Origin of the sequence: Streptomyces katrae, from assembly GCF_000717655.1 — a bacterium.
In the GTDB taxonomy this organism is placed as follows: Bacteria; Actinomycetota; Actinomycetes; order Streptomycetales; family Streptomycetaceae; genus Streptomyces; species Streptomyces katrae_B.
The window spans coordinates 54,752-79,347 of sequence record NZ_JNZY01000010.1 but is presented as its reverse complement, the minus strand read 5'-3'; the positions used below and the strand labels follow the sequence as shown (position 1 = coordinate 79,347).

Sequence of the window (24,596 nt, the reverse complement as noted above, 5' to 3'; positions counted from 1 at the left end):
GACGGGCCGCGTCATTTCGGTTGCCGCGGGTGCGTGCGGCGGTCGCGGACCCCGTCCCCGGGGCCCGCGGCCGCTGCAACTCCGGGCGGTCTACCAGAAGATGACGGCGTAGCCGTCGCCGCCGTCGGCCCCCGGGGTGCCGTTCTGGCCCGTGACCACACCGCCGGCTCCGCCGGGGCCGCCGTTGCCGCCGATGACGGTCCCGTCCGGCGTGGCGACGATGCCGTCGACGGCGCCGCCGCCGATGTCGTCCTCGGCATCCAGGCCGGGCCGGGTCAGACCGCCGGTGCGGCAGCTGCTGCCGGTCCCTCCGGCGCCGGGCGTGCCGGGCGCGCCGTCGGTGGCCCCGCCGCCACCTCCGCCACCGCCGCCGCCACCGCCGGTGGCCGTGGCGATGACGTCGCCCTGCGTCGAGGTCAGGGTGGTGGCCGTACCCGAGGCGCCCGCCGTTCCTGAGCCGCCGGGTGCGCCCGCCGAGCCTGCCGGGCCTGCGTCGCCGTGGTCGCCCCCGTCGCCGAGCACCACCGTGTAGCTCTTCGACGACTTCACAGGAACGGTGCACCAGACGAAGCCGCCGCCACCGCCACCACCGCCGGCGCCGCCGGCACCGTCGTTCGGTGCGCTGCCGCCGCCACCGCCGCCCCCGCCGCCACCGCCGGCCCCCCAGGCCTGGATGAACACGGAGGTGACGCCCTTCGGCGGCACGAAGGTGCCGTCCGCGGTGAACTCCTGCAGCCCGTGCACGGCCTTCGCCGTCGGCTTCGACTCTTCGTCCCTGCGCTCCGAGCCGTTCTCGTGCCGGCCGTCGTCGCCCCGGCCGTTCTCGTGCCGGCCGTCGTCGCCCCGGCCGTTCTCGTGCCGGCCGTCGTCGCCCCGGCCGTTCTCGTGCCGGCCGTCGTCGCCCCCGGACGGGTCGTTGTGGTCCGGCGGCGGCTCCAGCTGGTTCGTGGTGGAGGCGATCGAACGGGCGGCGTGGTCGGCGTCCGCCTGGGCCAGCGGGGATGTGACGAGCAACTGGCCCGTGACGGCCGCCGCCGTGAGGGCGGCGACGGCCAGGGCCCGGCGCCGGGAGCGGCGGAAGGTGGTACTCGCGTTCATGACGTCCTTACCTCCCCCGGCCGCGTACGGCCGGGAGGAGTGGAGTGAGGTGGCAGTGGATTCGGACCTCCGTGGTCCGCCGCCGTCCATCTCACCGGCGTTCTCGCCCGCCCCTGAACAGGCCCGGCCGTCCGTTACTCCGGCCGGCCCGCAAGATTGAGCTGGTCAGGCGACCACGCTCACACCGCCCGGTCGCGGCCCTCCCAGTACGGATCGCGCAGCCTCCGCTTGTACAGCTTGCCGTTCGGGTCGCGCGGCATCGTCTCGATGAAGTCGACCGATTTGGGCCGCTTGAAGCCGGCCAGCTGCCGCTCGCAGTGGTGCAGGATCTCCGCGGCGAGGGCGTCGCCGGCCACGAAGCCCTCCGCCGGTTCGATGACCGCCTTCACCTCCTCGCCCCAGTCGGCGTGCGGGATCCCGAAGGCGGCGGCGTCGGCGACCGCCGGGTGGGTGAGCAGGGCCGACTCGATCTCGGCCGGATAGATGTTCACGCCGCCCGAGATGATCATGTCGATCTTGCGGTCGCGCAGGAAGAGGTACCCCTCCTCGTCCATCAGTCCGAGGTCGCCCACGGTGAAGAAGTCGCCGATGCGGTTCTTCTTCGTCTTGCCCTCGTCCTTGTGGTAGCTGAAGCCGCCGGTGTTCATCTTCAGGTAGACGGTCCCGAGTTCGCCGGGCGGCAGCCGGTTGCCGTCGTCGTCGAAGATGGCGAGCTCGCTGATCGGCCAGGCCTTGCCGACCGTTCCCGGCTTCTTCAGCCAGTCCTCGGCGGTGGCGAACGCGCCGCCGCCCTCGCTGGCCCCGTAATACTCCTCCACGCACGTGCCCCACCAGTCGATCATCGCCCGCTTGACGTGGTCCGGGCAGGGCGCGGCCCCGTGGATCGCGTGCCGCATCGAGGAGACGTCGTACGCGCCCTTCGTCTCCTGCGGGAGCGCGAGGAGCCGGTGGAACTGCGTCGGGACCATGTGGGTGTGCGTGCACGCGTGGCCGTCGATGAGCCGCAGCATCTCCTGCGGGGTCCAGCGGTCCATCAGGACCAGCGGGTGCCCGATGTGCAGTGCGGCGCCCGCGAATTGAAGGACGGCCGTGTGGTAGAGCGGCGAGCACACCAGGTGGACGTTGCCGTCGAACGGGCGGATGCCGAAGATCCCGAGGAAGCCGCCGAGGTACGTCTCCTCCGGGAGCTTGCCGGGCAGCGGGCGGCGGATGCCGCGGGGGCGCCCGGTGGTGCCGGAGGTGTAGTTCATGACCCAGCCGAGGGTGCGCTCGTCCGGCGGTGTGACGGGCTGTCCGCCGAGGAGCTGCGCGTACGGGCGGAAGCCGGCGACCGCTCCGACGGCGTAGCGGTGGCTCGCGGGCAGGCCCGCCTCGTCGGCCGCGGCGGTGGCGGCGTCGGTGAAGCGCTCGTGGGCGATGAGGACCTTGGCGCCGGAGTCGGAGACGATCCAGGCGATCTCGGGGCCGACGAGGTGGTGGTTGACCGGGACGAGGTAGAACCCGGCCTGGGAGGCGGCGAGGTAGGCGGTGATGAACTCGACGCCGTTGGGGAGGACGACGGCGAACACGTCCCCCTTCTCCAGACCGGCGGCGCGCAGTCCGTGGACGAGGCGGTTCACGTCGGCGTGCAGCCGGCCGGCGCTCCACTCCTCGCCGTCGGGGGTGACGAGGACGGTGCGCTCGGGGTCGGCGGCCGCCTGGGCCCAGAAACCGTTCGGGGGCTGGTCACTCACGCCACTCATGCTGATCACACCTTTCAGGCCCGGCCGGCGATGCGGTTGATGCGGTCGATGGCGCGCTCGAAGCCGCTCGTGAGTTCGTCGAAGACGGCCTGGACGCTGCGTTCGGAGTTCATCCGGCCGACGATCTGGCCGACGGGCGTCCCGAGCAGCGGCTGGACCTCGTACTTCTGGATCCGGGAGACGGCCTCGGCGACGAGCAGCCCCTGCAGGGGCATCGGGAGCGCGCCGGGGCCGTCCGGGTCGTCCCAGGCGTCGGTCCACTCGGTGCGCAGCTGGCGGGCGGGCTTGCCGGTGAGGGCGCGGGAGCGGACGGTGTCGCCGGATCCGGCGGCCAGGAGCTTCTCGGTGAGCGCGCGGGAGTGCAGGTCCGCCTCGGTGGTGGTGAGCCAGAGGGAGCCGAGCCAGGCACCCTGGGCGCCGAGGGCCAGGCCGGCGGCGATCTGCTCGCCGCTGCCGATGCCGCCGGCGGCGAGGACGGGCAGCGGGGCGACGGCCTCGGCGATCTCGGGGACCAGGACCATGGTGGCGATGTCGCCGGTGTGACCGCCGGCCTCGTAGCCCTGGGCGACGACGATGTCGATCCCGGCTTCGGCGTGGCGGCGGGCGTGTTTGGCGCTGCCGGCGAGGGCGGCGACGAGGACGCCTTGGTCGTGGGCGCGCGCGATGACGTCGGCGGGCGGGGAACCGAGGGCGTTCGCCAGGAGTTTGACGGGGTAGTCGAACGCGACGTCGAGCTGGTTTCGGGCGACCTGCTCCATCCAGCCGGTGATCCGCCAGCCGGAGGCCTCACCCTCGGCCAGCTCGGGGACGTGGTGCTTGGCGAGGGTGTCGCGCACGAACTCGCGGTGGCCGGCCGGGATCATCGCCTCGATGTCGGCCTCGCTGATGCCGTCGACGGCCTTCTTGGCGGGCATGACGACGTCGAGCCCGTACGGCTTGCCGTCGGCGTGCTCCTGCATCCAGTCGAGGTCGCGTCTGAGGTCGTCGGGGGCGGTGTAGCGGACGGCGCCGAGGACGCCGAATCCGCCCGCGCGGGTGATGGCCGCGGCGACCGCCGGGAAGGGCGTGAAGCCGAAGATGGCGTGCTCGACTCCCAGTTTCTTGCTCAGCTCCGTCTCCATGGGCGGCAGCATGCCGCAGCCCGGCGGCCGAGGGAAGAGGTTTTCTGATGCATCGTCAGATTCTTTGCGGGCCGGTCGGTGCGGGGCCCGCCGTACCGGCGGGCAGATACTTCGGGAGGGCGATCCGGCGAACAGGAGGCCGCTGATGGAGGAGCACACGGGGGACGAAGAGGCGCGCCGCAGAGGCCCGGGCAGCCCGGAAGCGGCGGGCGCGGGCCCGGCGGGGGGCGGGATCGGCCGACGGCGGCTCGGGGCGCGGTTGCTGGCGCTCGGCGGGATGCTCGTCCTGCAGGCCGCGCTGCCCGGGGCCGCGGGGGCTTCTGGCAACCCGGCCGAGCGGCGCGCACTCCAGGGGCTGCGCCTGCGGTACGGGTCCGCACGCCAGGCGGGACTCGTCGAGAAGCACTTGGAGGCGGCTGCCGACGAGGCCCGGCGGTTCCTCGGCCCCTCCCCCGAACGCCCTTACTACGCCGGGGCCGTGGTGCTCGCCGGCCGGGGCCGCACGATCGCCCTGCACCGCGCGATGGGCGAGGCGGTCCGGTACGCGGACTACGACGGCCGCACCGACCGGGTCCGGGAGTTCCCGGAGGCGCAGCGCATCCCGATGGCCGAGGACACCGTCTTCGACCTGGCGTCGCTGACCAAGCTGTTCACGTCGCTCCTGGCCGTGCAGCAGATGGAGCGCGGACGGCTGGAGCTGGAAGCTCCGGTGGACCGGTACCTGCCCGAGTTCACCGGCGGCGGCAAGGAGCTGATCACGGTCCGCCAGCTGCTCACGCACACCTCGGGACTGCGCTCGTGGGCGCCGTTCTACCAGCAGTCCACGCGCGAGGGGCAGCTGAGGATGCTGTGGGCCGTGCGCCCGCAGGAGGCCCCCGGGACGGTGTACCGGTACTCGGACCTGAACCTCATAGCGCTACAGCTGCTCCTGGAACGGATCACCGGTCACCCTCTGGATCTCCTGCTCCACGACGAGATCACCGCTCCGCTCGGGATGCACCGCACGCGTTACAACCCCCCGCTCTCCTGGCGCCGGGTCACCGCCGCCACGGAGGTGCAGCGGCCGCCCTGGTCGGGCCTGGACCGCGGGCTGGTCTGGGGCGAGGTCCACGACGAGAACGCCCACGCCCTCGGCGGCGTCGCCGGCCACGCCGGCGTCTTCGGCACGGCCTGGGACCTGGCCGTCCTCGCCCGCACCCTCCTCGACGGCGGCGTCTACTCCGGCAGGCGCATCCTGCGCCCCGCCTCCGTGGAGCTGCTCTTCACCGACTTCAACACCGCCTTCCCCGGCGACGACCACGGCCTCGGCTTCGAGCTCTACCAGCACTGGTACATGGGGGCCATGGCCACCCCGCACTCCGCCGGGCACACCGGCTTCACCGGCACCTCCCTGGTCCTGGACCCCTCCTCCGACTCCTTCCTGATCCTGCTCGGCAACTCCGTCCACCCCGTACGCACCTGGCGGGCCGGCAGCGCGCCGCGGGTCGCGGTCGCCAACCGCTTCGCCCGCGCCGTCCCCGTTCGTACGAAGCACGGCGGCCCCGCCTGGTACTCCGGGATGGAGACCGGCGGGTCCGGCACGCTGACCCTGCCCCCGTTGACCCCGGCCACGGCCGCCGCCCGACTGCGCTGCGCCGTGTGGTGGGACACCGTGCCCGGCGAGGGCGCCCTCCACCTGGAGGCCTCGGCCGACGGGGAGACCTGGGAGCCGCTGCCGTTCACCACCCTGCGGTCCACGGGCGGCTCCCCCGAGCAGTGGCCCCAGGGCAGTGCCGGCGGCTGGTCCGGCCGCATCTGGCACCGCCTCGAAGCCCCGCTCGCGGCCTGGGCGGGGCGCCCGGTGCGCCTGCGCTTCCGGCACACCGCGACCGGCCGCTACGTCGGCCGCGGGGTGTACGTGGACGTCGTACGCGTCGCGGAACCGGCCCGCCTCCTCTTCGCGGAAGACCGCCCCGCCGACGCCTCCCGCCTCGAGGCCGTCGGGTGGACCCGCTCGACGGACTAGAAGTGTCCGCGGGGACGTCAGCCATGGCGGACCAGGCAGAAGGGGTGGCCCGCCGGGTCTGCGTAGACGCGCCAGCCGTCGGGGGCGGCGTCGGCGCGGGCGTCCAGCAGTGTCGCGCCGCAGGCCAGCACCTGCTCCTGCGCCCCGTCCAGGTCCGCCACGCCGAAGTCGAGGTGGAACTGCTGGGGGTGGGCGGGGTCCGGCCAGCGCGGCGGCCGGTGGTCCGCCACCCGCTGGAAGGCGAGCACGAGACCCGAAGGGGCGTGCAGTGTCGCCCACTCCTCGTCGACCGACCACCGCGGGTCCGGCCGGTTGACGGTGCCGCCCAGCACCGCGCGGTAGAACTCGGCAAGCCGCAGCGGATCGGGGCAGTCCAACACCACACACTGGAGTTCGGCGATCATGATCCGATGCTGGCACAAAGGCGTGCCCGGCGGCGTGTGCAGTCGTTGAGTTTCGTTGACTGACCAACCCCCGGCAGCTCGGCAAACGAAGGCAGGTACAGGCCATGGCGAACCCCGTGATCGACTGGGACCACCCGAAGGACCCCAAGCCGGGCAGCTGGCAGCTCGACCACGTCAAGCAGTACGTCGCATCGAACGGGGCCGAGGGCCACGACTGGAACGGCACCCAGACCCTGCTGCTCACCACCGTGGGCCGGGTCTCCGGCAGCGCCGTGCGCACCCCGCTCATCTACGGCGAGGCCGACGGCCGCTACCTCGTCGTCGCCTCCAAGGGCGGCGACGACGAGCACCCGCTCTGGTACAAGAACCTGACGGCCCACCCCGAGGTCCGCATCCAGGTCGGTCCGAAGGTCCTCCGGGGCGCGGCCCGCACCGCGACCTCCGAGGAGCGCGCCGCGTACTGGCCCGTGATGGTGGAGCACTGGCCCGCGTACGACGAGTACCAGGCCAAGACCGACCGCGAGATCCCGGTCGTCGTCATCGAGCCCGTCGGAGCCGCCGCGTAACGGCGGTCAGTGCCCCAGCACCGCCATCGCCGCATTGTGGCCGGGGACCCCGCTGACACCGCCTCCGCGCACGGCGCCCGCGCCGCACAGCAGGACGTTGGCGTACGGGGTCCCCACCCCCCAGCGGCCCGCCGCACCCTGATCCTCTGCATACGGCCAGGACAGGTCCCGGTGGAAGATGTGCCCGCCGGGCAGCCGCAGTTCGCGCTCCAGGTCCAGCGGGGTCTTGGCTTCGATGCACGGCCGCCCGTCCGCGTCGAAGGCCAGGCAGTCGGTGATCGGCTCGGCCAGGTGCGCGTCCAGCTGCGCGAGCGTCCCGGTCAGCAGCACTTCGCGCGCCCCCTGGTTGTCCTTCTCGAACAGCCGGGCCGGGGTGTGCAGACCGAACAGCGTCAGCGTCTGGTATCCCTGCGCCACGAGCTCCGGCCCGAGGATCGAGGGGTCGGTCAGCGAGTGGCAGTAGATCTCCGAGGGCGGTACGGACGGCAGTTCGCCGGTGGCGGCCTCGGCGTAGGCCCGCGCCAGCTCCGCGTACCCCTCGGCGATGTGGAAGGTGCCGCCGAAGGCCTCGCGCGGGTCCACCGAGGTGTCCCGCAGCCTCGGCAGCCGCCGCAGCAGCATGTTGACCTTGAGCTGCGCCCCCTCGACCGGGGGCGCCGGCTCCGTCTCCCCGAGCAGTTCACCCAGGGCCCGGGGCGAGGCGTTGACCAGCACCGTCCGCCCGACGACACGTCCCTCGCCGGTCGCCGTACGGAAGGTCACCTCGGCCGGAGCCCGCCCGTCCGTCTCGATCCGGAGCACCTCGCGCCCGGTCGCGATCTCGGCCCCGGCCGCCCGGGCGGCCGCCGCCAGCGCATCGGTGAGCGCGCCCATCCCGCCGACCGGAACGTCCCAGTCCCCCGTGCCGCCGCCGATGACGTGGTACAGGAAGCAGCGGTTCTGCGCGAGCGAGGCGTCGTGCGCGTCCGCGAACGTGCCGATCAGGGCGTCCGTGAGGACCACGCCGCGGACCAGGTCGTCGGCGAAGTGCTCCTCGACGGCCCGCCCGAGCGGCTCCTCGAACAGCATCCGCCAGGCGGTCTCGTCGTCGATACGGGCCCGCAGCTCCGCCCGCGTGGGCAGCGGCTCGGTCAGCGTCGGGAACACCTTCTGCGCCAGCCGCCCGGTCCGCCCGTAGAAGGCGCGCCAGCTCTCGTACTCGCGCTCGGAGCCGGTCAGCCGCGCGAAGGATTCCCGGGTACGGGCCTCTCCGCCGCCGACGAGGAGCCCGCCGGGCCGGCCGTCGCGTTCGACGGGGGTGTACGAGGAGACGGTGCGCTTGCGGACGGCGAAGTTCAGCCCCAGGTCGCGCACGATCTTCGCCGGGAGCAGGGACACGAGGTACGAGTAGCGCGAGAGCCGGGCGTCGACTCCGACGAAGGGGCGGGTGGAGATCGCGGCGCCGCCGGTGTTCCCGAGCCGCTCCAGGACCAGTACCGAACGGCCGGCCCTGGCCAGGTACGCGGCGGCGACCAGTCCGTTGTGCCCGCCGCCCACGATCACGTCGTCGTATACATCGTGCCCGAAGCTCGTCATGGCTCTTGGTAACACACCTGGCCGAGCCGCTCCAGACAGTGCGCCTCGTCGGCGTGGGCCGCCACCGTGTCCGGATGGTCGTCGCCGAGGGAGCGTTCGCGGATGCCGGACAGCTCCCGGTAGACGGGCAGGGCCTCGTCCCAGCGGCCCAGCCGGCCCAGCCCGACGGCGAGTTCGCGGCGGCTGACGAGGGTGTCCGGGTGCTCGGCGCCGAGCGCCCTGGCCCGGGCCTCGGCGACCTGCCGGGCCTCGGCCACCGCCTCCTCCCAGCGGTCCAGCCGGCCCAGGTTGACGCCGAGGACGTGCCGGGCGCGGAGCGTCTCCGGGTCCGCGGCCCCGTACGCCCGGGTGCGGTCGCGGACCAGGCCCCGGAACAGGTCCAGGGCCTGGGCTGCGTGCCCGGTCCTGCCGAGCGCGATGCCGACCTCGTAGCGGGCGGCGAGGGTGTCGGGATGGTCCCGGCCCAGCACCCGCTCCCGTACGGCGGCGACGTGGCGGAACCCGTCCAGGGCCTCCTGCCAGCGCTCGAGACGGCCCAGTGCGTACGCGACCTCGTACCGGGTCAGCAGCGTGTCCGCGTGCTCGGCGCCCAGCACGGCCGCCCGGTCGGCGGCGACCTCGGCGGCGGTGCGGTGGGCGTCCGCGAACCGGCCCAGCGCCCCGAGGGTGCAGGCGAGGTTGTGGCGGCAGCGCAGCGTGTCGGGATGGAGCGGGCCGGTGCTGCGCTCCCGGGCGACGAGCACCGCACGGTAGACGTCGTGGGCCTCGCGGTGGCGTCCGAGCCGGCCCAGTTCGTACGCCGCCTCCTGGCGCGCCGCGAGGGTGTCGGGGTGGTCGGCGCCGAGCAGCCGGGTGCGCCCCTCGGCAACGGCTTCGTACGCGGCCAGAGCCTCCTTCGGCCGGCCCGCGCGGCTGAGGGCGAACGCGCGGGTGTGGCCGGCGGCGAGCGCGCCGGGGCCGGCCGCGTCCAGGCCGGTCCCGTCGGAGCCGAAGGCGTACGGGACCCCGTACGGCGCGGTGAGGCGCGGGTCCTCGGCGGCGGCGGGGCGCAGGATGCGGTGCTCGCCGCTGGGGCGTCCGGCGGTCCAGGAGCCGGTGAGCACGGCCCACGCGCCGCTCGCGGGGCGGGCGTCGATGCCCGCCTTGCGGCCGGCGGTCATACCGCGGGCCCAGCCGGGCAGCGGGGCCTGGGCGCCGGGCAGGCCGCCGGGACCGATGCGGTCCTCGACGAGCCGCCGGTGCAGGTGGCGGGCGTCGCCGGGGCGGTCCTCGGGGCGCTTGGCCAGCAGGTCCAGGACCACCTGCTCGAAGTATTCGGGCAGCTCGGGGCGGTGCTCGCGGAGCGGCACGGGCGCGGTGTCGCGGTGGCCGACCAGCACCGACCAGGAGTCGCCGAGGTCGAACGGCGGGGCCCCGGTGGCGATCTCGTACAGGACGCAGCCGAGGGAGTACAGGTCGCTGCGGTGGTCCACCTCGCCGCCGGCGATCTGCTCGGGCGACATGTAGTGCGGGGTGCCCATGGCCATGGCGCCGCCGGTGAGTTTGGCGGTGAAGCCGATGTCGTGGGCGAGGCGGGCGATGCCGAAGTCGCAGATCTTCACCGTGCCGTCGGTGAGCCGCATGATGTTGGCCGGTTTCAGGTCGCGGTGGACCACGCCCTGGTCGTGGGTGTAGCCGAGGGCGGCGGCCAGCTGTTCCGCGATGTCGACGACCACGTCCACGGGGAGCGGGCGCGTCTCGTTGTCCTCCAGGAGCTGGCTCAGGTTGCGGCCGTCGAGGAGTTCCATCACGAGGTAGAGCGGGCCGCCCGCGGCGCTGTCGTCGCCGAAGTCGTGGACGACGGTGACTCCGCGGTGCTGGAGGGAGGCGGCGACGCGCGCCTCGCGGCGGAAGCGTTCGCGCAGGACCTGGGTGAAGTGGTTGTCCTGCTCGGGCCCGAGCGGCTTGAGGCACTTCACGGCAACCTGCCGGCCGAGCGACTCGTCACGGGCGCGCCACACCTCGCCCATGCCGCCGCGCCCGATCAGATCGAGTGACCGGTACCGGCCCTGGATCAGTCTGGACTCCGCCATGTCTTAAAGCCGCCCCCGTTGTCGTGCTACGTCCTACGCCCTCCCCGGCCGGTCCAGTATGGCCGCTGATGTACGCAGTGTGTACGCCGAGGGGCGACTGCCGGGGCCCATGCGGCGCATCGCTTTCAAGATGTGACCTGGCGGCAGCTGCCACCGCAGACCTGCGGGAATGCTGCGCAGCAGGGTACCGGTGAGGCGCAGGCGACGAGTGATGACGGGCGCCGGCGGAGCCGCCCGGCCGTACAGCCGGTGCGCGTAGCCGGGGAGGGAACCGTAGGCCAGTTCCGCGACCGGGCGCCACAGCAGGTTTCGGCCAGGGATGAGGAGGGCAGGGGTGGGCGGGCTCCGCAGGAAGGCGACCACGGCGCGGGCGTCGGGTCCGGCGGCGAGCTCGGGGCGGACCTTCTCGAAGTACGCGGCGAGGGCTGACGTGCCGGCCGGCACGTGCGCCGGATCGAGGCCGACCAAGCGGGCGTTGACACGGTTCTCGTCGACGTAGCGGTCGGCCTGGGCGGCGGTGAGGGGGACCCCGGAGCGGCGCAGGATGTGCAGGAAGCTGTCGATCTGCGCGCAGTGCACCCAGAGCAGCAGCTCGGGGTCGTCGACGGGGAACCGCTCGCCGGTGGCGGGGTCGGTGGCGGACAGGCTCCGGTGGATCCGGCGGACGCGGGCGCCGGCGCGCTCGGCGGCCTCGGTGGTGCCGTAGGTGATGGTGCCGACGAAATCGGCGGTACGGAAGAGCCGGCCCCAGGCATCGGAGCGGAAGTCGCTGTTCGCGACGACCCCGCGGACCGCTCGGGGGTGCAGGGCCTGGAGGTAGAGCGCACGGACTCCGGCGATCCACATGATCGGGTCGCCGTGGCACTGCCAGGTGACGGACGCGGGCCCGTAGAGCCCGGGGTCGGCCCCGGGCGGGGTCGGCCCGCTCCCTCGCTCGGGCGGCGTGGGTGCGCTCCCCCGGGTCGCGGCCATGCCCGTACCTCCCGTACGTCCCGTATCGCCCGTGACTCCCGTACGTCTCCCGTGCCCCGCGTGCCGGGGCGGCGCTCGGCCGCCCTCTGCTCCAGCCTACCGAGGCGCGGCGGACCGGAGCAGGGGTGCGACGGGTCAGGCGGCCGGTTCGCCGGGCTGGTCGTGCGTCGAGCCGTGGATGCCGCCACCGCCGGACGCGATGGTGTCGATCTTCACGGGTACGGTCTCCCGCTGGGGAAGTGCTCCCGGAGTATCGCCGGCCACACCCCTCAACGGCGGACGCGGGGCATGCCCAGGCCGATCCAGGAGATGATCTCGCGCTGGATCTCGTTGTTCCCGCCACCGAAGGTGAAGATCACGGCGCTGCGGTAGCCGCGTTCGAGCTCGCCGTGGAGGACCGCGCCCGCGGAGCCGTCCTTGAGGGAGCCGGCCGCGCCGACCACCTCCATCAGCCAGGCGTACGCGTCCCTGCGGGCCTCGGAGCCGTACACCTTGACGGCGGAGGCGTCCTGCGGGGTCAGGGTGCCGTCCTGGACGGCGTTGACCATCTGCCAGTTGAGCAGCTTCATCGCGTCGAGCCGGGCGTGGGTGCGGGCCAGGCGGCCGCGGACCCAGGAGAGGTCGATGACGCGGCGGCCGTCGGCGAGCTTGGTCCCGGCGGCCCAGCGCTGTACGTCGTGCAGGGCCCGGATGGCCATGGTGCCGTGGGCGGCCAGGGTGACGCGCTCGTGGTTGAGCTGGTTGGTGATCAGGCGCCAGCCCTTGTTCTCCTGCCCGACGCGGCGGTTCGCGGGGACCCGGATGTCCTCGTAGTGGCTTGCGGTGGTGTCGTGCGAGGCGAGGGTGTTGATCAGGGTGCACGAGTACCCCGGGTCGGAGGTGGGCACCAGGAGCATGGTGATCCCCTTGTGCGCGGGGGCGTCCGGGTCGGTGCGGACGGCGAGCCAGACCCAGTCGGCGGTGTCGCCGTTGGTGGTCCAGATCTTCTGCCCGTTGACCACGTACGTGCCGGTCTCCTCGTCGCCCTCGCGGACGGCCTTGCACTTGAGCGCGGCGAGGTCGGTGCCGGCGTCCGGTTCGCTGTAGCCGATGGCGAAGTCGATCTCGCCGGCCAGGATCTTCGGCAGGAAGTACGCCTTCTGCTCGTCGGTGCCGAACTGCATGATGGTCGGCCCGACGGTGTTGAGCGCCATCAGCGGCAGCGGTACGACGGCCTGCGCGGCCTCGTCGAAGAAGATGAACTGGTCCATCGGGGACATCCCGCGGCCGCCGTACTCCTTGGGCCAGCCGACCCCGAGCCAGCCGTCGGCGCCGAGCTTGCGGATGGTCTCCCGGTAGAAGCGCTTCTGCGCGGCCGGGTCCTCGTAGCGGGCGTAGACGTCCTGCGGCACGAGCTCGGCGAAGTAGGCGCGCAGCTCGGTGCGCAACTGCTGCTGCTCAGGCGTGTATTCGAGGTGCACGGCCCCTCCGGGTGTCTCGCGGCCCAGCCGGTCGCTGTGGTGGCGGCGCACAGAGTAGAACGTGTTCCAAGAAGGGGGAAGGACCCGCGGGCCGCCGATTCCGCGGACCGCCGACGGGGCGCGGACCCGTACCCGACAATGGGCGGGCGCGGTGAGGGAGTTCAGGGAACCAGGGGGGACGCATGGACAGGGCCTGGGAGCAGGAGTCCGCCGGCCGGGACCGGATGCCGGAGCGCCGGGACCGGATGCCCGGCGACCGCCCGCCCGCCGGCCCCGTACGCACGGACCGCCTGCCCGCCACCCGGCCGGAGCTCTCCGGGGGCGTGACCCAGATCCACGAGCCGGGAGCCCTGCCCGTCGACCCCGGGGTCCCCGCCCGCGAGGGGTGCTGGGAGCTGCTGCCGGGCGACGTACGCGCCAAGACGCTGGAGAAGGCGGGCCGGTCCCTGGTGTGGTGGGCCCGGGTCTACGACGACGGCGCCCCGTTCGCGGTGGTGTTCGGAGACCGGGGGCTGTGCCGGGTCCAGCCGGTGTACCGCAACGGCCGCGCGCAGGAGCACCGGGGCGAGCGGGTCCGGGTGGAGCCCGGGTCGCTGCTGACCCGCTCCTTCGACGGGCGGCCCGCGCAGGCGGGCGGCGGCTCGGCCGCACCCGGCCGGCCCGGCGCACCGGTGGAGCGGCTGGTCCTGGACCCGCCGGAGGCACAGGGGGTGCTCGGGCACTTCCCCCTCGACGTACAGGACTTCCTGCAGCGCCCGTTCCTGGCCGACCGGCGGACCGTCACGGCCGAGTGGTACTACGAGGAGACCGTCGAGCCCACGCACACCGGCCTGTTCGTCCTCCTGTGCCTGTCCACCGACCGCCACGTCACCGCGATCGAGGCCCGCCGCACCCTGGACCGGGGCGCGACACCGGACCGGGCCCGGTGGCACTCCCTCTCGTGCCACCGGGCCCGGCTCACCCCCCGCTGACCCTCACGGGCCCGGTCAGGGAAGGAAGACGACCGAGCGCAGCTTGAGCCGTTCCGAGCCGTGGCCGGTGAACGCGCGCAGGTCGAAGTGGTCGCCCGTGCAGTCGGCGTTGGTGAAAACCCGTGCGACGGCGCCGGTCCGGTTGCGCGGGGAGAAGGCCGGCTCGGAGGAGTTCGGGTCGGCGACCTCGGGGATGGCGACGCACTCGTCGCTCTCCGGGTCCAAGAGCCGCTCCTGTCGCGGCTCCCCGTCCAGGCCGACGTACGAGTAGCCGAACTCGCCCGTGGCGGCGGTGGCGGAGCCGGGAACGGCGACGAGGAGGGTGAGGGCGCTGGCGGCGGCGACCACGGCGGCACGAAGGCGCATGGGGGCTTCCCTTTCGGATGGCTGCGCGGAAGGCGATGGTGATCACGCTAGGGGGCCGCGAGCGTGATCAAACGGTTCTTCCGACGCACCGGAAAGGGTGGTTTGCCGCCCTATTGACCAGGGCATTTACCACCCTTTGCACGCCTACGGTCAGTTCAGTGCCGTGATCATCGCCGCGGCCGTCGCCGCCATCGCCGTACGGGCCGCCGTCAGGTACGGGCGCGGGTCGGCCGGGGTCAGGTGGGTGCGGATGGCCTCGGTCATGGCCAGGTTCAGCGCGGTACCGATGTTGACCTTGCGGATGCCGCCCGCGACCGCCGCCGCGAGCTCCGCGTCCGGCAGGCCCGAGGAGCCGTGCAGCACCAGCGGCACGTCCACGGTCTTCGCCAGCCGGGCGAGCAGCGCGTGGTCCAGCGCGGCGGTGCGGCTGGTCATCGCGTGGCTGCTGCCGATCGCCACGGCCAGCGCATCGACACCGGAGTCGGCCACGAACCGGCGGGCCTCCTCCGGGTCGGTACGGGCACCGGGCGCGTGCGGGTCGAGCGGGGCGGCGCCGTTCTTCCCGCCGACCTCTCCCAGCTCGGCCTCGACCCACAGCCCGTTGGCGTGCGCCCAGTCGGCCGCGGAGCGGGTGGCCTCCAGGTTCTCCGCGTAGGGGAGCTGCGCGGCGTCGTACATCACCGAGCTGAACCCGGCGTCCGCGGCCTGCCGGAGCAGGTCGGGGCTCTTGACGTGGTCCAGGTGCAGGCCGACCGGGATCCCGGCGGCCTCCGCGCAGGCGGCGGCGGCGCGCGAGATGGGCAGCAGCTGCCCGCCGCGGAACTTCACGGCGTTCTCGCTCAGTTGCAGGATGACCGGAAGGCCCGCCCGTTCCGCCCCGGCGACGACGGCCTCGGCGTGTTCCAGGGTGATGATGTTGAACGCGGCGACGGCGCGGCCCGCGGCCGCCGCCTCGAGGACGAGCGTCCCGGCGGAGACGAGGCTCATCGGACCGCCTCCTCGCCGGCGGTGAGGATCACGGAGCGGGTCAGGTTCCGCGGCCGGTCCGGATCCAGGTCCTGGTGGGCCGCGACGGCGATCGCCAGCCGGTGGACCCGTACCAGCTCGGCGAGCGGGTCGAGCCGCCCGGCCACCCACTGGCCGCCGGTGGCCCGCACCTGCTCGGCGAGCCCCTCGGGGGCCTCGCCGAGCGACCAGGTGAGGGTGCCGGGCCCGGTCACGCTGATCGGCCCGTGCCGGTACTCCATCGCCGGATACGACTCGGACCAGGAAAGGGAGGCCTCCCGCATCTTCAGCGCGGCCTCGTTCGCCAGGCCCACGCTCCAGCCACGGCCGAGGAAGGTGAACTGCCCGCGGCCCGCGGCCTGTTCGGGCAGCGGCTCGGCGAGCGCGGTGCGCGCGTCGGCGACGGCCGCCGAGGTGTGCCGGCCTACGTGGGCACGGAGCAGGGTCAGGGCGGTGGTCGCGAAGCGGGTCTGCACGACGGACTGCTCGTCGGCGAAGTCGAGGACGACGAGCTCGTCGGCGAGGGTCATCACCGGCGTCGCCGGATCCCCGATGACGGCGGTCGTCCGCACACCCGCGTCCCGCAGCCCGGCCAGCAGGTCCAGCACCTCGGTGGTGGTGCCGGACCGGGTCAGCGCGACGACCCGGTCGTAGCGGCGGTGCCGGGGGAACTCGGAGGCGGGAAACGCGTCGGTCTCCCCCTGGCCCGCCTCCTCGCGCAGGGCTGCGGCCGCCTGGGCCATGTAGTACGAGGTCCCGCACCCGACGATCGCGGTACGCTCCCCCGGCTGCGGCAGCAACGCCCGCTGGACCGGAGCCAGTTCGGCGGCCCGCTCCCAGCACTCGGGCTGAGTGCCCAACTCGTACGCGACGTGGCTCATGGTGGCTCCCTGGCCTGGTGGGTGCAGTTTCCTGCAAGGTAGCGGCCCATTTCACGCAACTTCAAGCACCCAGGGGGTTGATCTCCTGAGTTAATGTCGACGCGTAGGCCGATGGAGCACACCCGAGGGGGTCGAACGCCGTGGGGTCCATGACCCGCAAGGAGCGCTGGCAGACGCTGCTGGATCTGCTGGTGGAGCGGGGCGAGGTGGAGGTCGAGCCGGCGGCGGAGGCCCTCGGCGTGTCCGCCGCGACCATCCGCCGCGACCTCGACCAGCTGGCCGAGCAGCAGCTGCTGGTCCGCACGCGCGGCGGCGCGGTGGTCCACGGCGTCTCGTACGAACTCCCCCTGCGCTACCGGACGTCCCGCCGCGCCGCGGAGAAGCAGCGCATCAGCGAGGCGGTGGCGGAGCTGATCACGCCGGGCGAGGTGATCGGCCTGACCGGCGGCACGACGACCACGGAGGTGGCCCGTGCCCTGGCCGGCCGCCCTGACCTGGCGACGGGCTCGCCGGCGCTGACGGTGGTGACCAACGCGCTCAACATCGCGGGCGAGCTCGTCATCAGACCGCAGTTCAAGATCGTCCTGACGGGCGGGGTGGCCCGCCCCCAGTCGTACGAGCTGACCGGCCCGCTGGCCCAGCAGGTGCTGGGCCAGCTCACGATGGACACGGCGGTCGTCGGCGTGGACGCCTTCGACCCGGCGGACGGCGCGGCGACCCGCCACGAGGACGAGGCCGCGATGAACCGCCTGCTGTGCGAACGGGCCCGCCGGGTGGTCATCGCGGCGGACTCCAGCAAACTCGCGGTCCGCGCCTTCGCCCGCATCTGCCCGACGCAGTCGGTGGACGTGCTGGTGACGGACACGGGCCTGTCGGACGCGGTGACGGCGGAGTTCGAAGCGTCGGGAGTCGAAGTACGACGGGTGTAGACGGCGCTGCCGCACGAACCGTTCCCGCAGGGCCGCCAGGCCCGTCGCGTGCGTGCCGTCGCCGCAGTGCTGCTCGCCCCGGGCGACGGCGTCGGCGGATTGCGTCTCGTACGTGTTCGCAACGCCGATGTCCGGTCGGCGCCTCGCCGACGAGAGCCCGGCCGCGCCCTCCTCCGCCTCACGGGCGATGTCCCCGCGCCCGGTTCACGCCGGCTCGCTTCCGCGGAGAGTTGCGGGAACGCTTGCTGCCGGTGCCCGCCGCGAGGACGGGCCGACCTGCCGACAGCCTGGAGGTACGACTGCCGACAGGCGCCGTACGCGACGCGTTCACCGCGGCCGTGGAGCACCGGGCCGCCCAGGACGAGCCCGAGGACCTCCTCGCGCTCACCCGCCGGGCGCCGGCGTTCCAGCGCCTCGACGAGCTGTGACGGGCAGACGGATGCCTCGACACGGCCGGGCCGCGCAATGGGGTCTGCCCCCGGCACCGGTCCGGATCCGTGATCCCGGGACGGGAACTCCGGATGCCGGGGCACCCCGGTCGGCATCTGTGACGGGCAGGACCGGGCAACCCGGCCCCGGACGCACACCGACCCGCTCACACAGACCCGGTATCCCCGAGCCGGGCCTCCACCCTCCTCAGTGCGTCGGCAGCCGGCCCGCCTCCTCGGCCAGAGCTCCCAGGACCGGGGCGATCAGGGGGTGGGATTCCGCACCGCGGCGGGTTGCCGCGAAGACCCTTCGGGTGGGCGCCGAGCCGGCCACCGGGCGGACCTGGACCTCCTTGAGGTCCATGCCCCGCAGCGCCGAGCGCGGGACGAGGGCCACCCCCGCCCCGGCTCCCACCAGTGCCGTCACAGCACGGAAATCATCCGAGGAGTGCACGAACCGGGGCTGGAAGCCCGCCAGTTCACAGGCCAGCAGGGTCACGTCGTGGCACGGGTTCCCGGGATACTGCCCCACCCAGTCCGCCTCGGACAGGTCCGCCAGCGACACGTCGGGGAAGTCGGCCAGGACATGCCCGGAGGGGAGCACCGCGTCGAAGGGCTCCGCGTACAGCGGTAGGACCGAGAGGCGGCCGTCGTCGGCGCCCGGGGCGCCGCGGTACTCGACCGCCAGCGCGAGGTCGGCTTCGCCGTCCAGCAGCAGCGGCAGGCTCTGGTCGCCTTCCGCGTCCCGGACCCGCAGGCGGATTCCGGGGTGCTCGCGGGCCAGGCGGGCGATCGCGGGGGCGAGGACCTCGGCGATGCCGGTGGCGAAGGCGGCCACCGTGACCTCGCCCGCCGCGCCTCCCGCGTACGCCGCGAGCTCGGCTTCGGCTCGCTCCAGCTGGGCGAGGACCTCGTGGGCGTGTCCCAGCAGGATTTCGCCGGCCGCCGTCAGCCGTACCCCCCGGCCGCTGCGGGTCAGCAGCACGTGCCCGGTCTCCTGCTCCAGCGCGGCGAGCTGCTGGGAGACCGCGGAGGGGGTGAGGTACAGGGCTGCGGCCGCGGCGGTCACCGTACGGTGGTCCGCCACGGCCCGCAGAATGCGCAGCCGGCGGGGGTCGATCACCCCACCATTCTCGCAGGCGGCACGGGCCGCCGGGGCCGCCGGCCGGCCGGGCCGCAGGCCACACGACCGATCCGGCGGGGCAGCTCCGTCAGGCCACCCAGACAGTCGGCGATCGGGCGGCCAGCCGGCCGGGGGATCGGCCGGCCACGCCCGGCGCCCGGGGCCGGACCGCAGTCCGAGCCGCCCGCAGCCAGGCCGGTCACCGCCCCAGCCGGGTCACGCCGCCCAAGCCGTCGCGCCTCAGGAGGCTCAGGCGGCCCAAGAGACTCAGGCGGTCCGGGCTCGTCAGGCCCCCGTCGCCGCCAGCGCCGAGCGGGCGTCGATGAAGGCCGCGATCGCGCGCTCCACGTCCGCCGTGGAGTGGGCCGCCGAGAGCTGGACGCGGATGCGGGCCGCGCCCATCGGGACCACCGGGTAGGAGAAGCCGATCACGTACACGCCTCGCTCCAGCAGGAGCTCCGCCATCCTGGCCGCCTCCGCCGCGTCGCCGATCATCACCGGGGCGATGGCGTGGTCGCCGGGGAGGATCTCGAAGCCGGCCTCGGTCATCTTCGTCCGGAAGAGCGTGGTGTTGGCGGCGAGGCGCTCGCGCAGGTCGCCGGCCGACTCCAGCAGGTCCAGGACCTTCAGGGAGGCGGCGGCGATGACCGGGGCGAGGGAGTTCGAGAACAGGTACGGGCGCGAGCGCTGGCGCAGCAGCTCGACGATCTCGGCGCGGGCCGCGACGTAGCCGCCGGACGCGCCGCCGAGGGCCTTGCCGAGCGTGCCGGTGATGATGTCGATGCGGTCCATGACCCCGTGCAGCTCCGGCGTACCGCGGCCGCCGGGGCCGACGAAGCCGACGGCGTGCGAGTCGTCGACCATGACCATGGCGTCGTAGCGCTCGGCCAGGTCGCAGATCTCGGCGAGCGGGGCGACGTAGCCGTCCATGGAGAAGACGCCGTCGGTGACGATCAGCTTGCGCCGCGCGCCGCCCTCCGTCGCCTCCTTCAGGCGGGCCTCGAGCTCGGTCATGTCGCGATTGGCGTACCGGAAGCGGCGGGCCTTGGACAGCCGGATGCCGTCGATGATCGAGGCGTGGTTGAGGGCGTCGGAGATCACCGCGTCCTCGGCGCCGAGCAGCGTCTCGAAGACGCCGCCGTTGGCGTCGAAGCAGGAGGAGTAGAGGATGGTGTCCTCCTGGCCGAGGAACGACGACAGCCGTGCCTCGAGCTCCTTGTGCACCTCCTGCGTACCGCAGATGAAGCGGACCGAGGCCATGCCGTAGCCCCAGCGGTCCAGCGCGTCCTTGGCGGCGGCGACGACCTCGGGGTGGTCGGCCAGACCGAGGTAGTTGTTGGCGCAGAAGTTGAGGACCTCGCCGGGGGCGCCGCCCGCGGTCACCGCGACGGCCGCGCTCTGCGGGGTGCCGATGACGCGCTCGGGCTTGTGCAGGCCCGCGGCGCGGATCTCGTCGAGGGTGGTGCGGAGGTCTTCGCGTACGGACTCGAACATGGGCTTCGGCTTCTCCTTGAGCGGCGGACGAAGGGGGCCGGGCCCCGCGGAGGGGGGAGGGTGGGCGGGGCCCGGCCGGAGGGAGATGGTTCGGTGGGACGGAGGCGAGGAGGCCCGGAGGCGAGGGTTCCGGCAGGGCGGTCACGCCCTGCCCTCCAAGCCCCGGGAGGCCGTTACGCCGTCCAGTCCAGGATGATCTTGCCGCTGCGGGCGGTGGCCGCCTCGTCGAACGCGGCCTCGAAGTCGCGGTGCGAGTAGCGGCCGGTGATGACCGGGCTGAGGTCGAGGCCGCCCTCCAGCAGCACCGTCATCGCGTACCAGGTCTCGAACATCTCGCGGCCGTAGATGCCCTTGATCGTGATCATCGAGGTGACGACCTTCGCCCAGTCCACCGGGAACTCCTGCGCGGGCAGGCCCAGCATGGCGATCCGGCCGCCGTGCGTCATGTTGTCGATCATGTCGCGCATGGCCTCGGCGCGGCCGGACATCTCCAGGCCGATGTCGAAGCCCTCGCGCAGGCCCAGGCGCGCCTGCGCGTCGGCGATCGTCGCCTTCGAGACGTCGAGCGCGAGCGTGGCGCCGGCCTTGCGTGCGATCTCGAGGCGCTCGGGGCTGACGTCGGTGATGACGACGTTGCGCGCACCCGCGTGCTTCGCCACGGCCGCCGCCATGATCCCGATCGGGCCCGCGCCGGTGATCAGCACGTCCTCGCCGACCAGCGGGAACGACAGCGCCGTGTGGACGGCGTTGCCGAACGGGTCGAAGATCGCCGCCACGTCCAGGTCCACGGCGGTCCGGTGCACCCACACGTTCTGCGCGGGCAGGACCACGTACTCGGCGAAGGCGCCGTCGCGTCCGACGCCGAGGCCGACCGTGCTGCGGCACAGGTGGCGGCGCCCGGCCAGGCAGTTGCGGCACTTGCCGCACACCAGGTGGCCCTCGCCGCTGACGAGCGCGCCGGTCTCGATGTCCTGGACGTCAGCGCCGACGGCGGCGACCTCGCCCACGAACTCGTGGCCGAGCACGAGCGGGGTCTTGACCGCGCCCTGCGCCCAGCCGTCCCAGGAGCGGATGTGCAGGTCCGTACCGCAGATGCCGGTGCGCAGCACCTTGATCAGCACGTCGCCGGGGCCGTACTCGGGCTCGGGTACGTCCATGAGCCACAGCCCGGGCTCGGCCTTGTGCTTGACGAGTGCCTTCATGGGGGTGGCTCCAGGCATGCGGAGGGGACGTTGCAACCACGGGGGCCGGGTGCGACGTATCGACGAGGACCAATCTGCCGAGGCGGAGGTGATCAGTCCATCGAGGATTTCTTAAGCGGGTCGACAGCCCAGCTTCACGCCTATGCTCCTCACGTGAAGGGCTGTGGCCTGGGCAGGGGCATGCGGCCGGGGCAGGGAACGGGGAGGTGAGGGGCGTGCCGAGTCTGCGCAGCAGGGCGCTGTCGGTCGCGCTGATCGCGGCGGGCCGGCGAAGACGGTTCGCGAGTGCCGAGGCGGTACGCGCGCGGGTGGCCGAGTCGGCCCGCCGGCCGGCGTCGCACCTGCCGCCGCGCTCGCTGGGCCGGGTCGCCGACGTCTCCCGTACCTTCGTCGGTGCCTGGCCGGTGTACGACGCCTCGCCGCGCGGGGTCGAGCCCGCGGCCCAGGTGCTGTACGTGCACGGCGGCGGGTACATCAACGAGTTGGTCCGGCCGCACTGGTCGATGATCCGGACCTTCGTCACGCAGGCGCAGGCCCGCGTCGTCGTACCGGCGTACGTACTTGCCCCGCGCGGGACCGCGGACCGGACGGTTCCGGTGGCCGCGGACCTGCTCAGCGGGCTGATCGCGAGCGGCGGAGCGGGCGGGACCGTGCTGGTCGGGGACGCCGCGGGAGCCGGGATGGCGCTGGCCGCCGCCCAGCGGCTGCGCGACCGTACGGGGGCGCAGCCGTCGCGGATCGTGCTGATATCCCCCTGGCTGGACCTGACGATGAGCCACCCGGACCAGGCCGCCATCGAGGCAGCCGACCCGGTGCAGGCGCGGCCGGGGCTGCTGGAGGCCGGCCGGCTGTACGCGGGCACCCTGGCCACGGACGATCCGCGGGTGAGCCCCCTGCACGGCTCGTTCGCGGGGCTGGCGCCGCTGACGGTGTTCACCGGTACCCGGGACGTGCTGACCACCGACAGCCGGGAGCTGCTGCGCCGGGCCCGTGCGGACGGGGTCGACGTGGAGTTCCACGAGGAGCCGGGGCTTCCGCACGGGTACCCGCTGCTGCCGGTGCCGGAGGGACGGGCGGCCCGGGACCGGATCGTGGAGCTGATCAGGTCCGCCGCCGAGGAGTGACGGCCGCCCCGGCCGACGGGTGGGCCGAAGGGTGAGCCGACAGGTGGGCCGGCGTGGGGACCGCCGTGTCGGACGCCGGGTGAGCCGTCACGCCGTGCAGGTCATCAGTGAGCTGATCGGCCAGGCGCGGTAGGCGGTCCAGTACGCCTCGTCGCGGGCGCCGTCGGCGGGCGGGGTCCGGTTGGGCTGCCAGCCGACCGTGGAGAAGCCCGCCTCGACGGCGGCCTCGGCGAAGTCGGCGTGGGCCCATTCGCGGAACTCGAAGTCGGCCGGGGGCTGGGTCAGGAACTGCGCCTTCAGCAACGGCGCGTCGCCTTCGTGGATGCGGTCGACGATCCGGACCCCGTACGGCGACCAGTCGACGTTCGGGTACGCGCCGGCGTTCGGCACGATGGCCAGCAGGCGGCCGCCGTCGCGCAGGTTGGCCCGGATGGACCGGAACATGGCGTGCAGCGCGGACCGGTCGGTGGCGTAGTTGAACAGGTAGACCGCGGTGGCCAGGTCGAACGGGCCCATCTGCGGCAGCTTTGCGGCGTCGGCGACCACGTATTCGATGGATGCTGATTCACCGGGCGCGGCTTCCATCACGGCCGCTTCGCCAGGCCGCCCCTCGGAGGCTCCGCCCCGCGCCGTCTCGGTGCCGGCGGCTGCTCCCGGGGCTGCCGGCGCGCCGGCACCCACCCCGCGCCCCGGAAGTACCGCGCCCACCGCACCCTCCAGCGCGCCCACGCCGTTCCCGCCGATCACCCCGTGCGCCCGGGCCAGCCGGATCATCTCCTCCGAGATGTCCACGCCGACCGCCCGTCGGGCCCCGCCGCGGGCCAGCAGCCGCGTGTTGTAGCCGTATCCGCAGGCCAGGTCGAGCGTGTCGAGCCCGCGCACCCCGCCGAGCGCGTCGAGCGCCCCGAGCAGGGTGTGGGTGTCGGCCGCCGAGAACGCCGCCGTGGTCTTCGACTCCACGAAGCGCTCGCCGATGCTGTCGTACTGGAACCGCATGCTCTGCCTTCCGTGGCGGGGTGGGACGCGTGCGTATCGTGCCCCGGAGCGCGGCCGGCGAGGACGTGTGCGGCGGCCCGTCCCCCGGACGGGGGAGGCGTTCGGGTCAGTGCGTACGGCGTACGGGGTGTCCGGCGACGGCCGGGAGCAGTTCCCGGGCGCAGTCGCGCAGCCAGGCGTGGGCCGGGTCGGCGTCGTGGCGCGGGTGCCACGCTATGCCGAACGGCAGGGCCGGCAGGTCGAGCGGGACCTCGAAGGCTTCCAGCCCCAGCTCGGCGGCGAGCGGCACGGCCTGTGAGGCGATCAAGCCGACGAGGTCGCTCTCGCGCAGGATGAACAGGGAGGCGGGGTAGGAGCCGACGCTGCCCACCACCCGGCGGGACAGGCCCTGTGCGGCGAGGGCCGCGTCCACCGGGCCCTCCAGCCGGCCGCGCCGGGAGACGATCAGGTGCTCGGCTGCGGCGAACCGGCGCGGGGTGATCCGGCCCCGCAGCAGTGGGTGGCCGGCCCGGGCGACGCCCAGCATGTGCTCGTCGAAGAGGTACTCGACGCGCACCTCGGGGGATCGGCTGTCCACGACTCCGAGTTCGAGGTCGGCGATGCCCTCGCGCAGCGCGGGGACGTCCACGTGGCTCTCGGACAGGAAGCGCAGCCGGACGCCGGGCGCCTCTTCGGCCAGCCGGGAGAAGAGCGTGGCCCCGAAGGTGGCTGCGAAGGCGTCGTGGGCCAGCACGGTGAAGGTGCGGGTCAGGGTCGGGAGGTCGACCTTTCCGCCCGTCAGGAAGAGGGCCCGGGCCCGTTCCACTACGGCCCGGACCTCGCCGTGAACGGCGAGGGCGTGCGGGGTCGGGACCATGGTCCGCCCGGCGCGGACCAGTACGGGGTCGCCGAGGGCTTTGCGGATCCGGCCGAGGGTGCGGCTCATGGCGGGCTCGGAGAGGTGCAGGCGGGCGGCCGCGCGGGACACGCTCGACTCCTCCAGGAGGACGTCGAGGGCGACGAGGAGATTGAGGTCCAGTCCGGATTGCGTCACACGCATTCATCCCTTGCAGAACTTGCACT

Annotated in this window: 23 protein-coding genes; 6 read left to right on the top strand and 17 right to left on the bottom strand. The window is 73.6% G+C overall.

All coding sequences use genetic code 11. The features are described 5' to 3' along the window. Positions 1–90 precede the first annotated feature (90 nt). The 3 genes from IF09_RS46945 to IF09_RS0114080 all read right to left on the bottom strand — a co-directional run bounded on the left by IF09_RS46945 (position 91) and on the right by IF09_RS0114080 (position 3,961). Positions 91–1,098: a hypothetical protein gene (locus tag IF09_RS46945; RefSeq protein ID WP_037634834.1), complete on the bottom strand. Its 1,008-nt coding sequence runs from the start codon at positions 1,096–1,098 to the stop codon at positions 91–93. Between the two features lie 179 nt (positions 1,099–1,277). After that, positions 1,278–2,840: an acyl-CoA synthetase gene (locus IF09_RS0114085; protein WP_030295494.1), complete on the bottom strand. Its 1,563-nt coding sequence runs from the start codon at positions 2,838–2,840 to the stop codon at positions 1,278–1,280. A 14-nt stretch (positions 2,841–2,854) separates the two neighbouring features. Then, positions 2,855–3,961 carry an NAD(P)H-dependent flavin oxidoreductase gene (locus IF09_RS0114080; RefSeq protein WP_030295492.1) on the bottom strand — a complete coding sequence of 369 codons (1,107 nt, stop codon included), beginning with the start codon at positions 3,959–3,961 and terminating at the stop codon, positions 2,855–2,857. A gap of 145 nt (positions 3,962–4,106) precedes the next feature. Between IF09_RS0114080 and IF09_RS0114075 the strand changes: the two genes are divergently transcribed. Next, positions 4,107–5,966: a serine hydrolase domain-containing protein gene (locus IF09_RS0114075; RefSeq protein WP_078613240.1), complete on the top strand. Its 1,860-nt coding sequence runs from the start codon at positions 4,107–4,109 to the stop codon at positions 5,964–5,966. 17 nt (positions 5,967–5,983) lie between these two features. Here IF09_RS0114075 and IF09_RS0114070 read toward each other — a convergent pair whose 3' ends face one another. After that, positions 5,984–6,370, bottom strand: a complete 387-nt coding sequence (locus tag IF09_RS0114070; protein ID WP_030295489.1) for a VOC family protein — start codon at positions 6,368–6,370, stop codon at positions 5,984–5,986. A 104-nt stretch (positions 6,371–6,474) separates the two neighbouring features. Between IF09_RS0114070 and IF09_RS0114065 the strand changes: the two genes are divergently transcribed. Next, a complete protein-coding gene (locus tag IF09_RS0114065) occupies positions 6,475–6,936 on the top strand; it encodes a nitroreductase family deazaflavin-dependent oxidoreductase (RefSeq protein WP_078613239.1) in 462 nt (153 codons plus the stop codon). Between the two features lie 6 nt (positions 6,937–6,942). Here IF09_RS0114065 and IF09_RS0114060 read toward each other — a convergent pair whose 3' ends face one another. The 5 genes from IF09_RS0114060 to IF09_RS0114040 form a co-directional block, all read right to left on the bottom strand. Beyond that, positions 6,943–8,511 (bottom strand): phytoene desaturase family protein, encoded by a 1,569-nt coding sequence (locus IF09_RS0114060; protein ID WP_030295485.1) that lies wholly within the window; start codon positions 8,509–8,511, stop codon positions 6,943–6,945. Then, on the bottom strand, positions 8,508–10,583 hold the full coding sequence (locus IF09_RS0114055) for a serine/threonine-protein kinase (protein ID WP_030295483.1): 2,076 nt from the start codon (positions 10,581–10,583) through the stop codon (positions 8,508–8,510). The genes IF09_RS0114060 and IF09_RS0114055 overlap by 4 nt, the downstream gene beginning before the upstream one ends. Positions 10,584–10,616: 33 nt before the next feature. Then, entirely contained in the window at positions 10,617–11,555 is a 939-nt protein-coding gene (locus IF09_RS0114050) for an oxygenase MpaB family protein (RefSeq protein ID WP_051832438.1), read from the bottom strand. 135 nt (positions 11,556–11,690) lie between these two features. Beyond that, positions 11,691–11,819, bottom strand: a complete 129-nt coding sequence (locus IF09_RS46940) for an agmatine deiminase family protein (protein ID WP_234320989.1) — start codon at positions 11,817–11,819, stop codon at positions 11,691–11,693. 5 nt (positions 11,820–11,824) lie between these two features. After that, entirely contained in the window at positions 11,825–13,015 is a 1,191-nt protein-coding gene (locus IF09_RS0114040) for an acyl-CoA dehydrogenase family protein (RefSeq protein WP_030295479.1), read from the bottom strand. Positions 13,016–13,197: 182 nt separating this feature from the next. On the opposite strand from IF09_RS0114040, the gene IF09_RS0114035 reads away from it, so the two are divergent. Next, the gene (locus IF09_RS0114035) at positions 13,198–13,986 is read left to right on the top strand and encodes a hypothetical protein (RefSeq protein ID WP_051832437.1); all 789 of its coding nucleotides are present in this window, start codon (positions 13,198–13,200) and stop codon (positions 13,984–13,986) included. 15 nt (positions 13,987–14,001) lie between these two features. On the opposite strand, the gene IF09_RS0114030 is transcribed toward IF09_RS0114035, so the two are convergent. From IF09_RS0114030 to IF09_RS0114020, 3 genes are all read right to left on the bottom strand, one after another. After that, the gene (locus tag IF09_RS0114030; protein ID WP_030295477.1) at positions 14,002–14,352 is read right to left on the bottom strand and encodes a hypothetical protein; all 351 of its coding nucleotides are present in this window, start codon (positions 14,350–14,352) and stop codon (positions 14,002–14,004) included. Between the two features lie 150 nt (positions 14,353–14,502). Next, the gene (locus IF09_RS0114025) at positions 14,503–15,339 is read right to left on the bottom strand and encodes a class II fructose-bisphosphate aldolase (protein WP_030295476.1); all 837 of its coding nucleotides are present in this window, start codon (positions 15,337–15,339) and stop codon (positions 14,503–14,505) included. After that, a complete protein-coding gene (locus IF09_RS0114020; protein WP_030295475.1) occupies positions 15,336–16,238 on the bottom strand; it encodes an SIS domain-containing protein in 903 nt (300 codons plus the stop codon). Before IF09_RS0114020 ends, IF09_RS0114025 begins: the two co-directional genes overlap by 4 nt. A gap of 149 nt (positions 16,239–16,387) precedes the next feature. Between IF09_RS0114020 and IF09_RS0114015 the strand changes: the two genes are divergently transcribed. Next, a complete protein-coding gene (locus tag IF09_RS0114015; protein WP_030295474.1) occupies positions 16,388–17,167 on the top strand; it encodes a DeoR/GlpR family DNA-binding transcription regulator in 780 nt (259 codons plus the stop codon). 251 nt (positions 17,168–17,418) lie between these two features. Beyond that, positions 17,419–17,595 (top strand): hypothetical protein, encoded by a 177-nt coding sequence (locus IF09_RS0114010; protein WP_158709961.1) that lies wholly within the window; start codon positions 17,419–17,421, stop codon positions 17,593–17,595. Between the two features lie 208 nt (positions 17,596–17,803). Here the strand turns inward: IF09_RS0114010 and IF09_RS0114005 are convergent, their stop codons facing one another. The 3 genes from IF09_RS0114005 to tdh form a co-directional block, all read right to left on the bottom strand. After that, positions 17,804–18,718: a LysR family transcriptional regulator gene (locus IF09_RS0114005; RefSeq protein ID WP_030295471.1), complete on the bottom strand. Its 915-nt coding sequence runs from the start codon at positions 18,716–18,718 to the stop codon at positions 17,804–17,806. A gap of 285 nt (positions 18,719–19,003) precedes the next feature. Continuing rightward, the gene (locus IF09_RS0114000) at positions 19,004–20,212 is read right to left on the bottom strand and encodes a glycine C-acetyltransferase (protein ID WP_030295469.1); all 1,209 of its coding nucleotides are present in this window, start codon (positions 20,210–20,212) and stop codon (positions 19,004–19,006) included. Between the two features lie 173 nt (positions 20,213–20,385). Further along, on the bottom strand, positions 20,386–21,414 hold the full coding sequence (gene tdh / locus IF09_RS0113995) for an L-threonine 3-dehydrogenase (protein WP_030295467.1): 1,029 nt from the start codon (positions 21,412–21,414) through the stop codon (positions 20,386–20,388). 215 nt (positions 21,415–21,629) lie between these two features. Here tdh and IF09_RS0113990 point away from each other — a divergent pair, with 215 nt between their 5' ends. Beyond that, positions 21,630–22,538: an alpha/beta hydrolase fold domain-containing protein gene (locus IF09_RS0113990; RefSeq protein ID WP_037634830.1), complete on the top strand. Its 909-nt coding sequence runs from the start codon at positions 21,630–21,632 to the stop codon at positions 22,536–22,538. Positions 22,539–22,625: 87 nt separating this feature from the next. On the opposite strand, the gene IF09_RS42945 is transcribed toward IF09_RS0113990, so the two are convergent. After that, positions 22,626–23,534 (bottom strand): class I SAM-dependent methyltransferase, encoded by a 909-nt coding sequence (locus tag IF09_RS42945; RefSeq protein ID WP_037634827.1) that lies wholly within the window; start codon positions 23,532–23,534, stop codon positions 22,626–22,628. 106 nt (positions 23,535–23,640) lie between these two features. Next, positions 23,641–24,573 carry a LysR family transcriptional regulator gene (locus tag IF09_RS0113980; protein ID WP_030295462.1) on the bottom strand — a complete coding sequence of 311 codons (933 nt, stop codon included), beginning with the start codon at positions 24,571–24,573 and terminating at the stop codon, positions 23,641–23,643. Positions 24,574–24,596: the final 23 nt, after the last annotated feature.

Excerpts from the sequence above, each read along its gene's own strand:
- IF09_RS46945 (WP_037634834.1), bottom strand. The coding sequence starts at position 1,098 with ATGAACGCGAGTACCACCTTCCGCCGCTCCCGGCGCCGGGCCCTGGCC.
- IF09_RS0114085 (WP_030295494.1), bottom strand. The coding sequence starts at position 2,840 with ATGAGTGGCGTGAGTGACCAGCCCCCGAACGGTTTCTGGGCCCAGGCG.
- IF09_RS0114080 (WP_030295492.1), bottom strand. The coding sequence starts at position 3,961 with ATGGAGACGGAGCTGAGCAAGAAACTGGGAGTCGAGCACGCCATCTTC.
- IF09_RS0114075 (WP_078613240.1), top strand. The coding sequence starts at position 4,107 with ATGGAGGAGCACACGGGGGACGAAGAGGCGCGCCGCAGAGGCCCGGGC.
- IF09_RS0114070 (WP_030295489.1), bottom strand. The coding sequence starts at position 6,370 with ATGATCGCCGAACTCCAGTGTGTGGTGTTGGACTGCCCCGATCCGCTG.
- IF09_RS0114065 (WP_078613239.1), top strand. The coding sequence starts at position 6,475 with ATGGCGAACCCCGTGATCGACTGGGACCACCCGAAGGACCCCAAGCCG.
- IF09_RS0114060 (WP_030295485.1), bottom strand. The coding sequence starts at position 8,511 with ATGACGAGCTTCGGGCACGATGTATACGACGACGTGATCGTGGGCGGC.
- IF09_RS0114055 (WP_030295483.1), bottom strand. The coding sequence starts at position 10,583 with ATGGCGGAGTCCAGACTGATCCAGGGCCGGTACCGGTCACTCGATCTG.
- IF09_RS0114050 (WP_051832438.1), bottom strand. The coding sequence starts at position 11,555 with ATGGCCGCGACCCGGGGGAGCGCACCCACGCCGCCCGAGCGAGGGAGC.
- IF09_RS0114035 (WP_051832437.1), top strand. The coding sequence starts at position 13,198 with ATGGACAGGGCCTGGGAGCAGGAGTCCGCCGGCCGGGACCGGATGCCG.
- IF09_RS0114030 (WP_030295477.1), bottom strand. The coding sequence starts at position 14,352 with ATGCGCCTTCGTGCCGCCGTGGTCGCCGCCGCCAGCGCCCTCACCCTC.
- IF09_RS0114025 (WP_030295476.1), bottom strand. The coding sequence starts at position 15,339 with ATGAGCCTCGTCTCCGCCGGGACGCTCGTCCTCGAGGCGGCGGCCGCG.
- IF09_RS0114020 (WP_030295475.1), bottom strand. The coding sequence starts at position 16,238 with ATGAGCCACGTCGCGTACGAGTTGGGCACTCAGCCCGAGTGCTGGGAG.
- IF09_RS0114015 (WP_030295474.1), top strand. The coding sequence starts at position 16,388 with ATGACCCGCAAGGAGCGCTGGCAGACGCTGCTGGATCTGCTGGTGGAG.
- IF09_RS0114000 (WP_030295469.1), bottom strand. The coding sequence starts at position 20,212 with ATGTTCGAGTCCGTACGCGAAGACCTCCGCACCACCCTCGACGAGATC.
- tdh (WP_030295467.1), bottom strand. The coding sequence starts at position 21,414 with ATGAAGGCACTCGTCAAGCACAAGGCCGAGCCCGGGCTGTGGCTCATG.
- IF09_RS42945 (WP_037634827.1), bottom strand. The coding sequence starts at position 23,534 with ATGCGGTTCCAGTACGACAGCATCGGCGAGCGCTTCGTGGAGTCGAAG.
- IF09_RS0113980 (WP_030295462.1), bottom strand. The coding sequence starts at position 24,573 with ATGCGTGTGACGCAATCCGGACTGGACCTCAATCTCCTCGTCGCCCTC.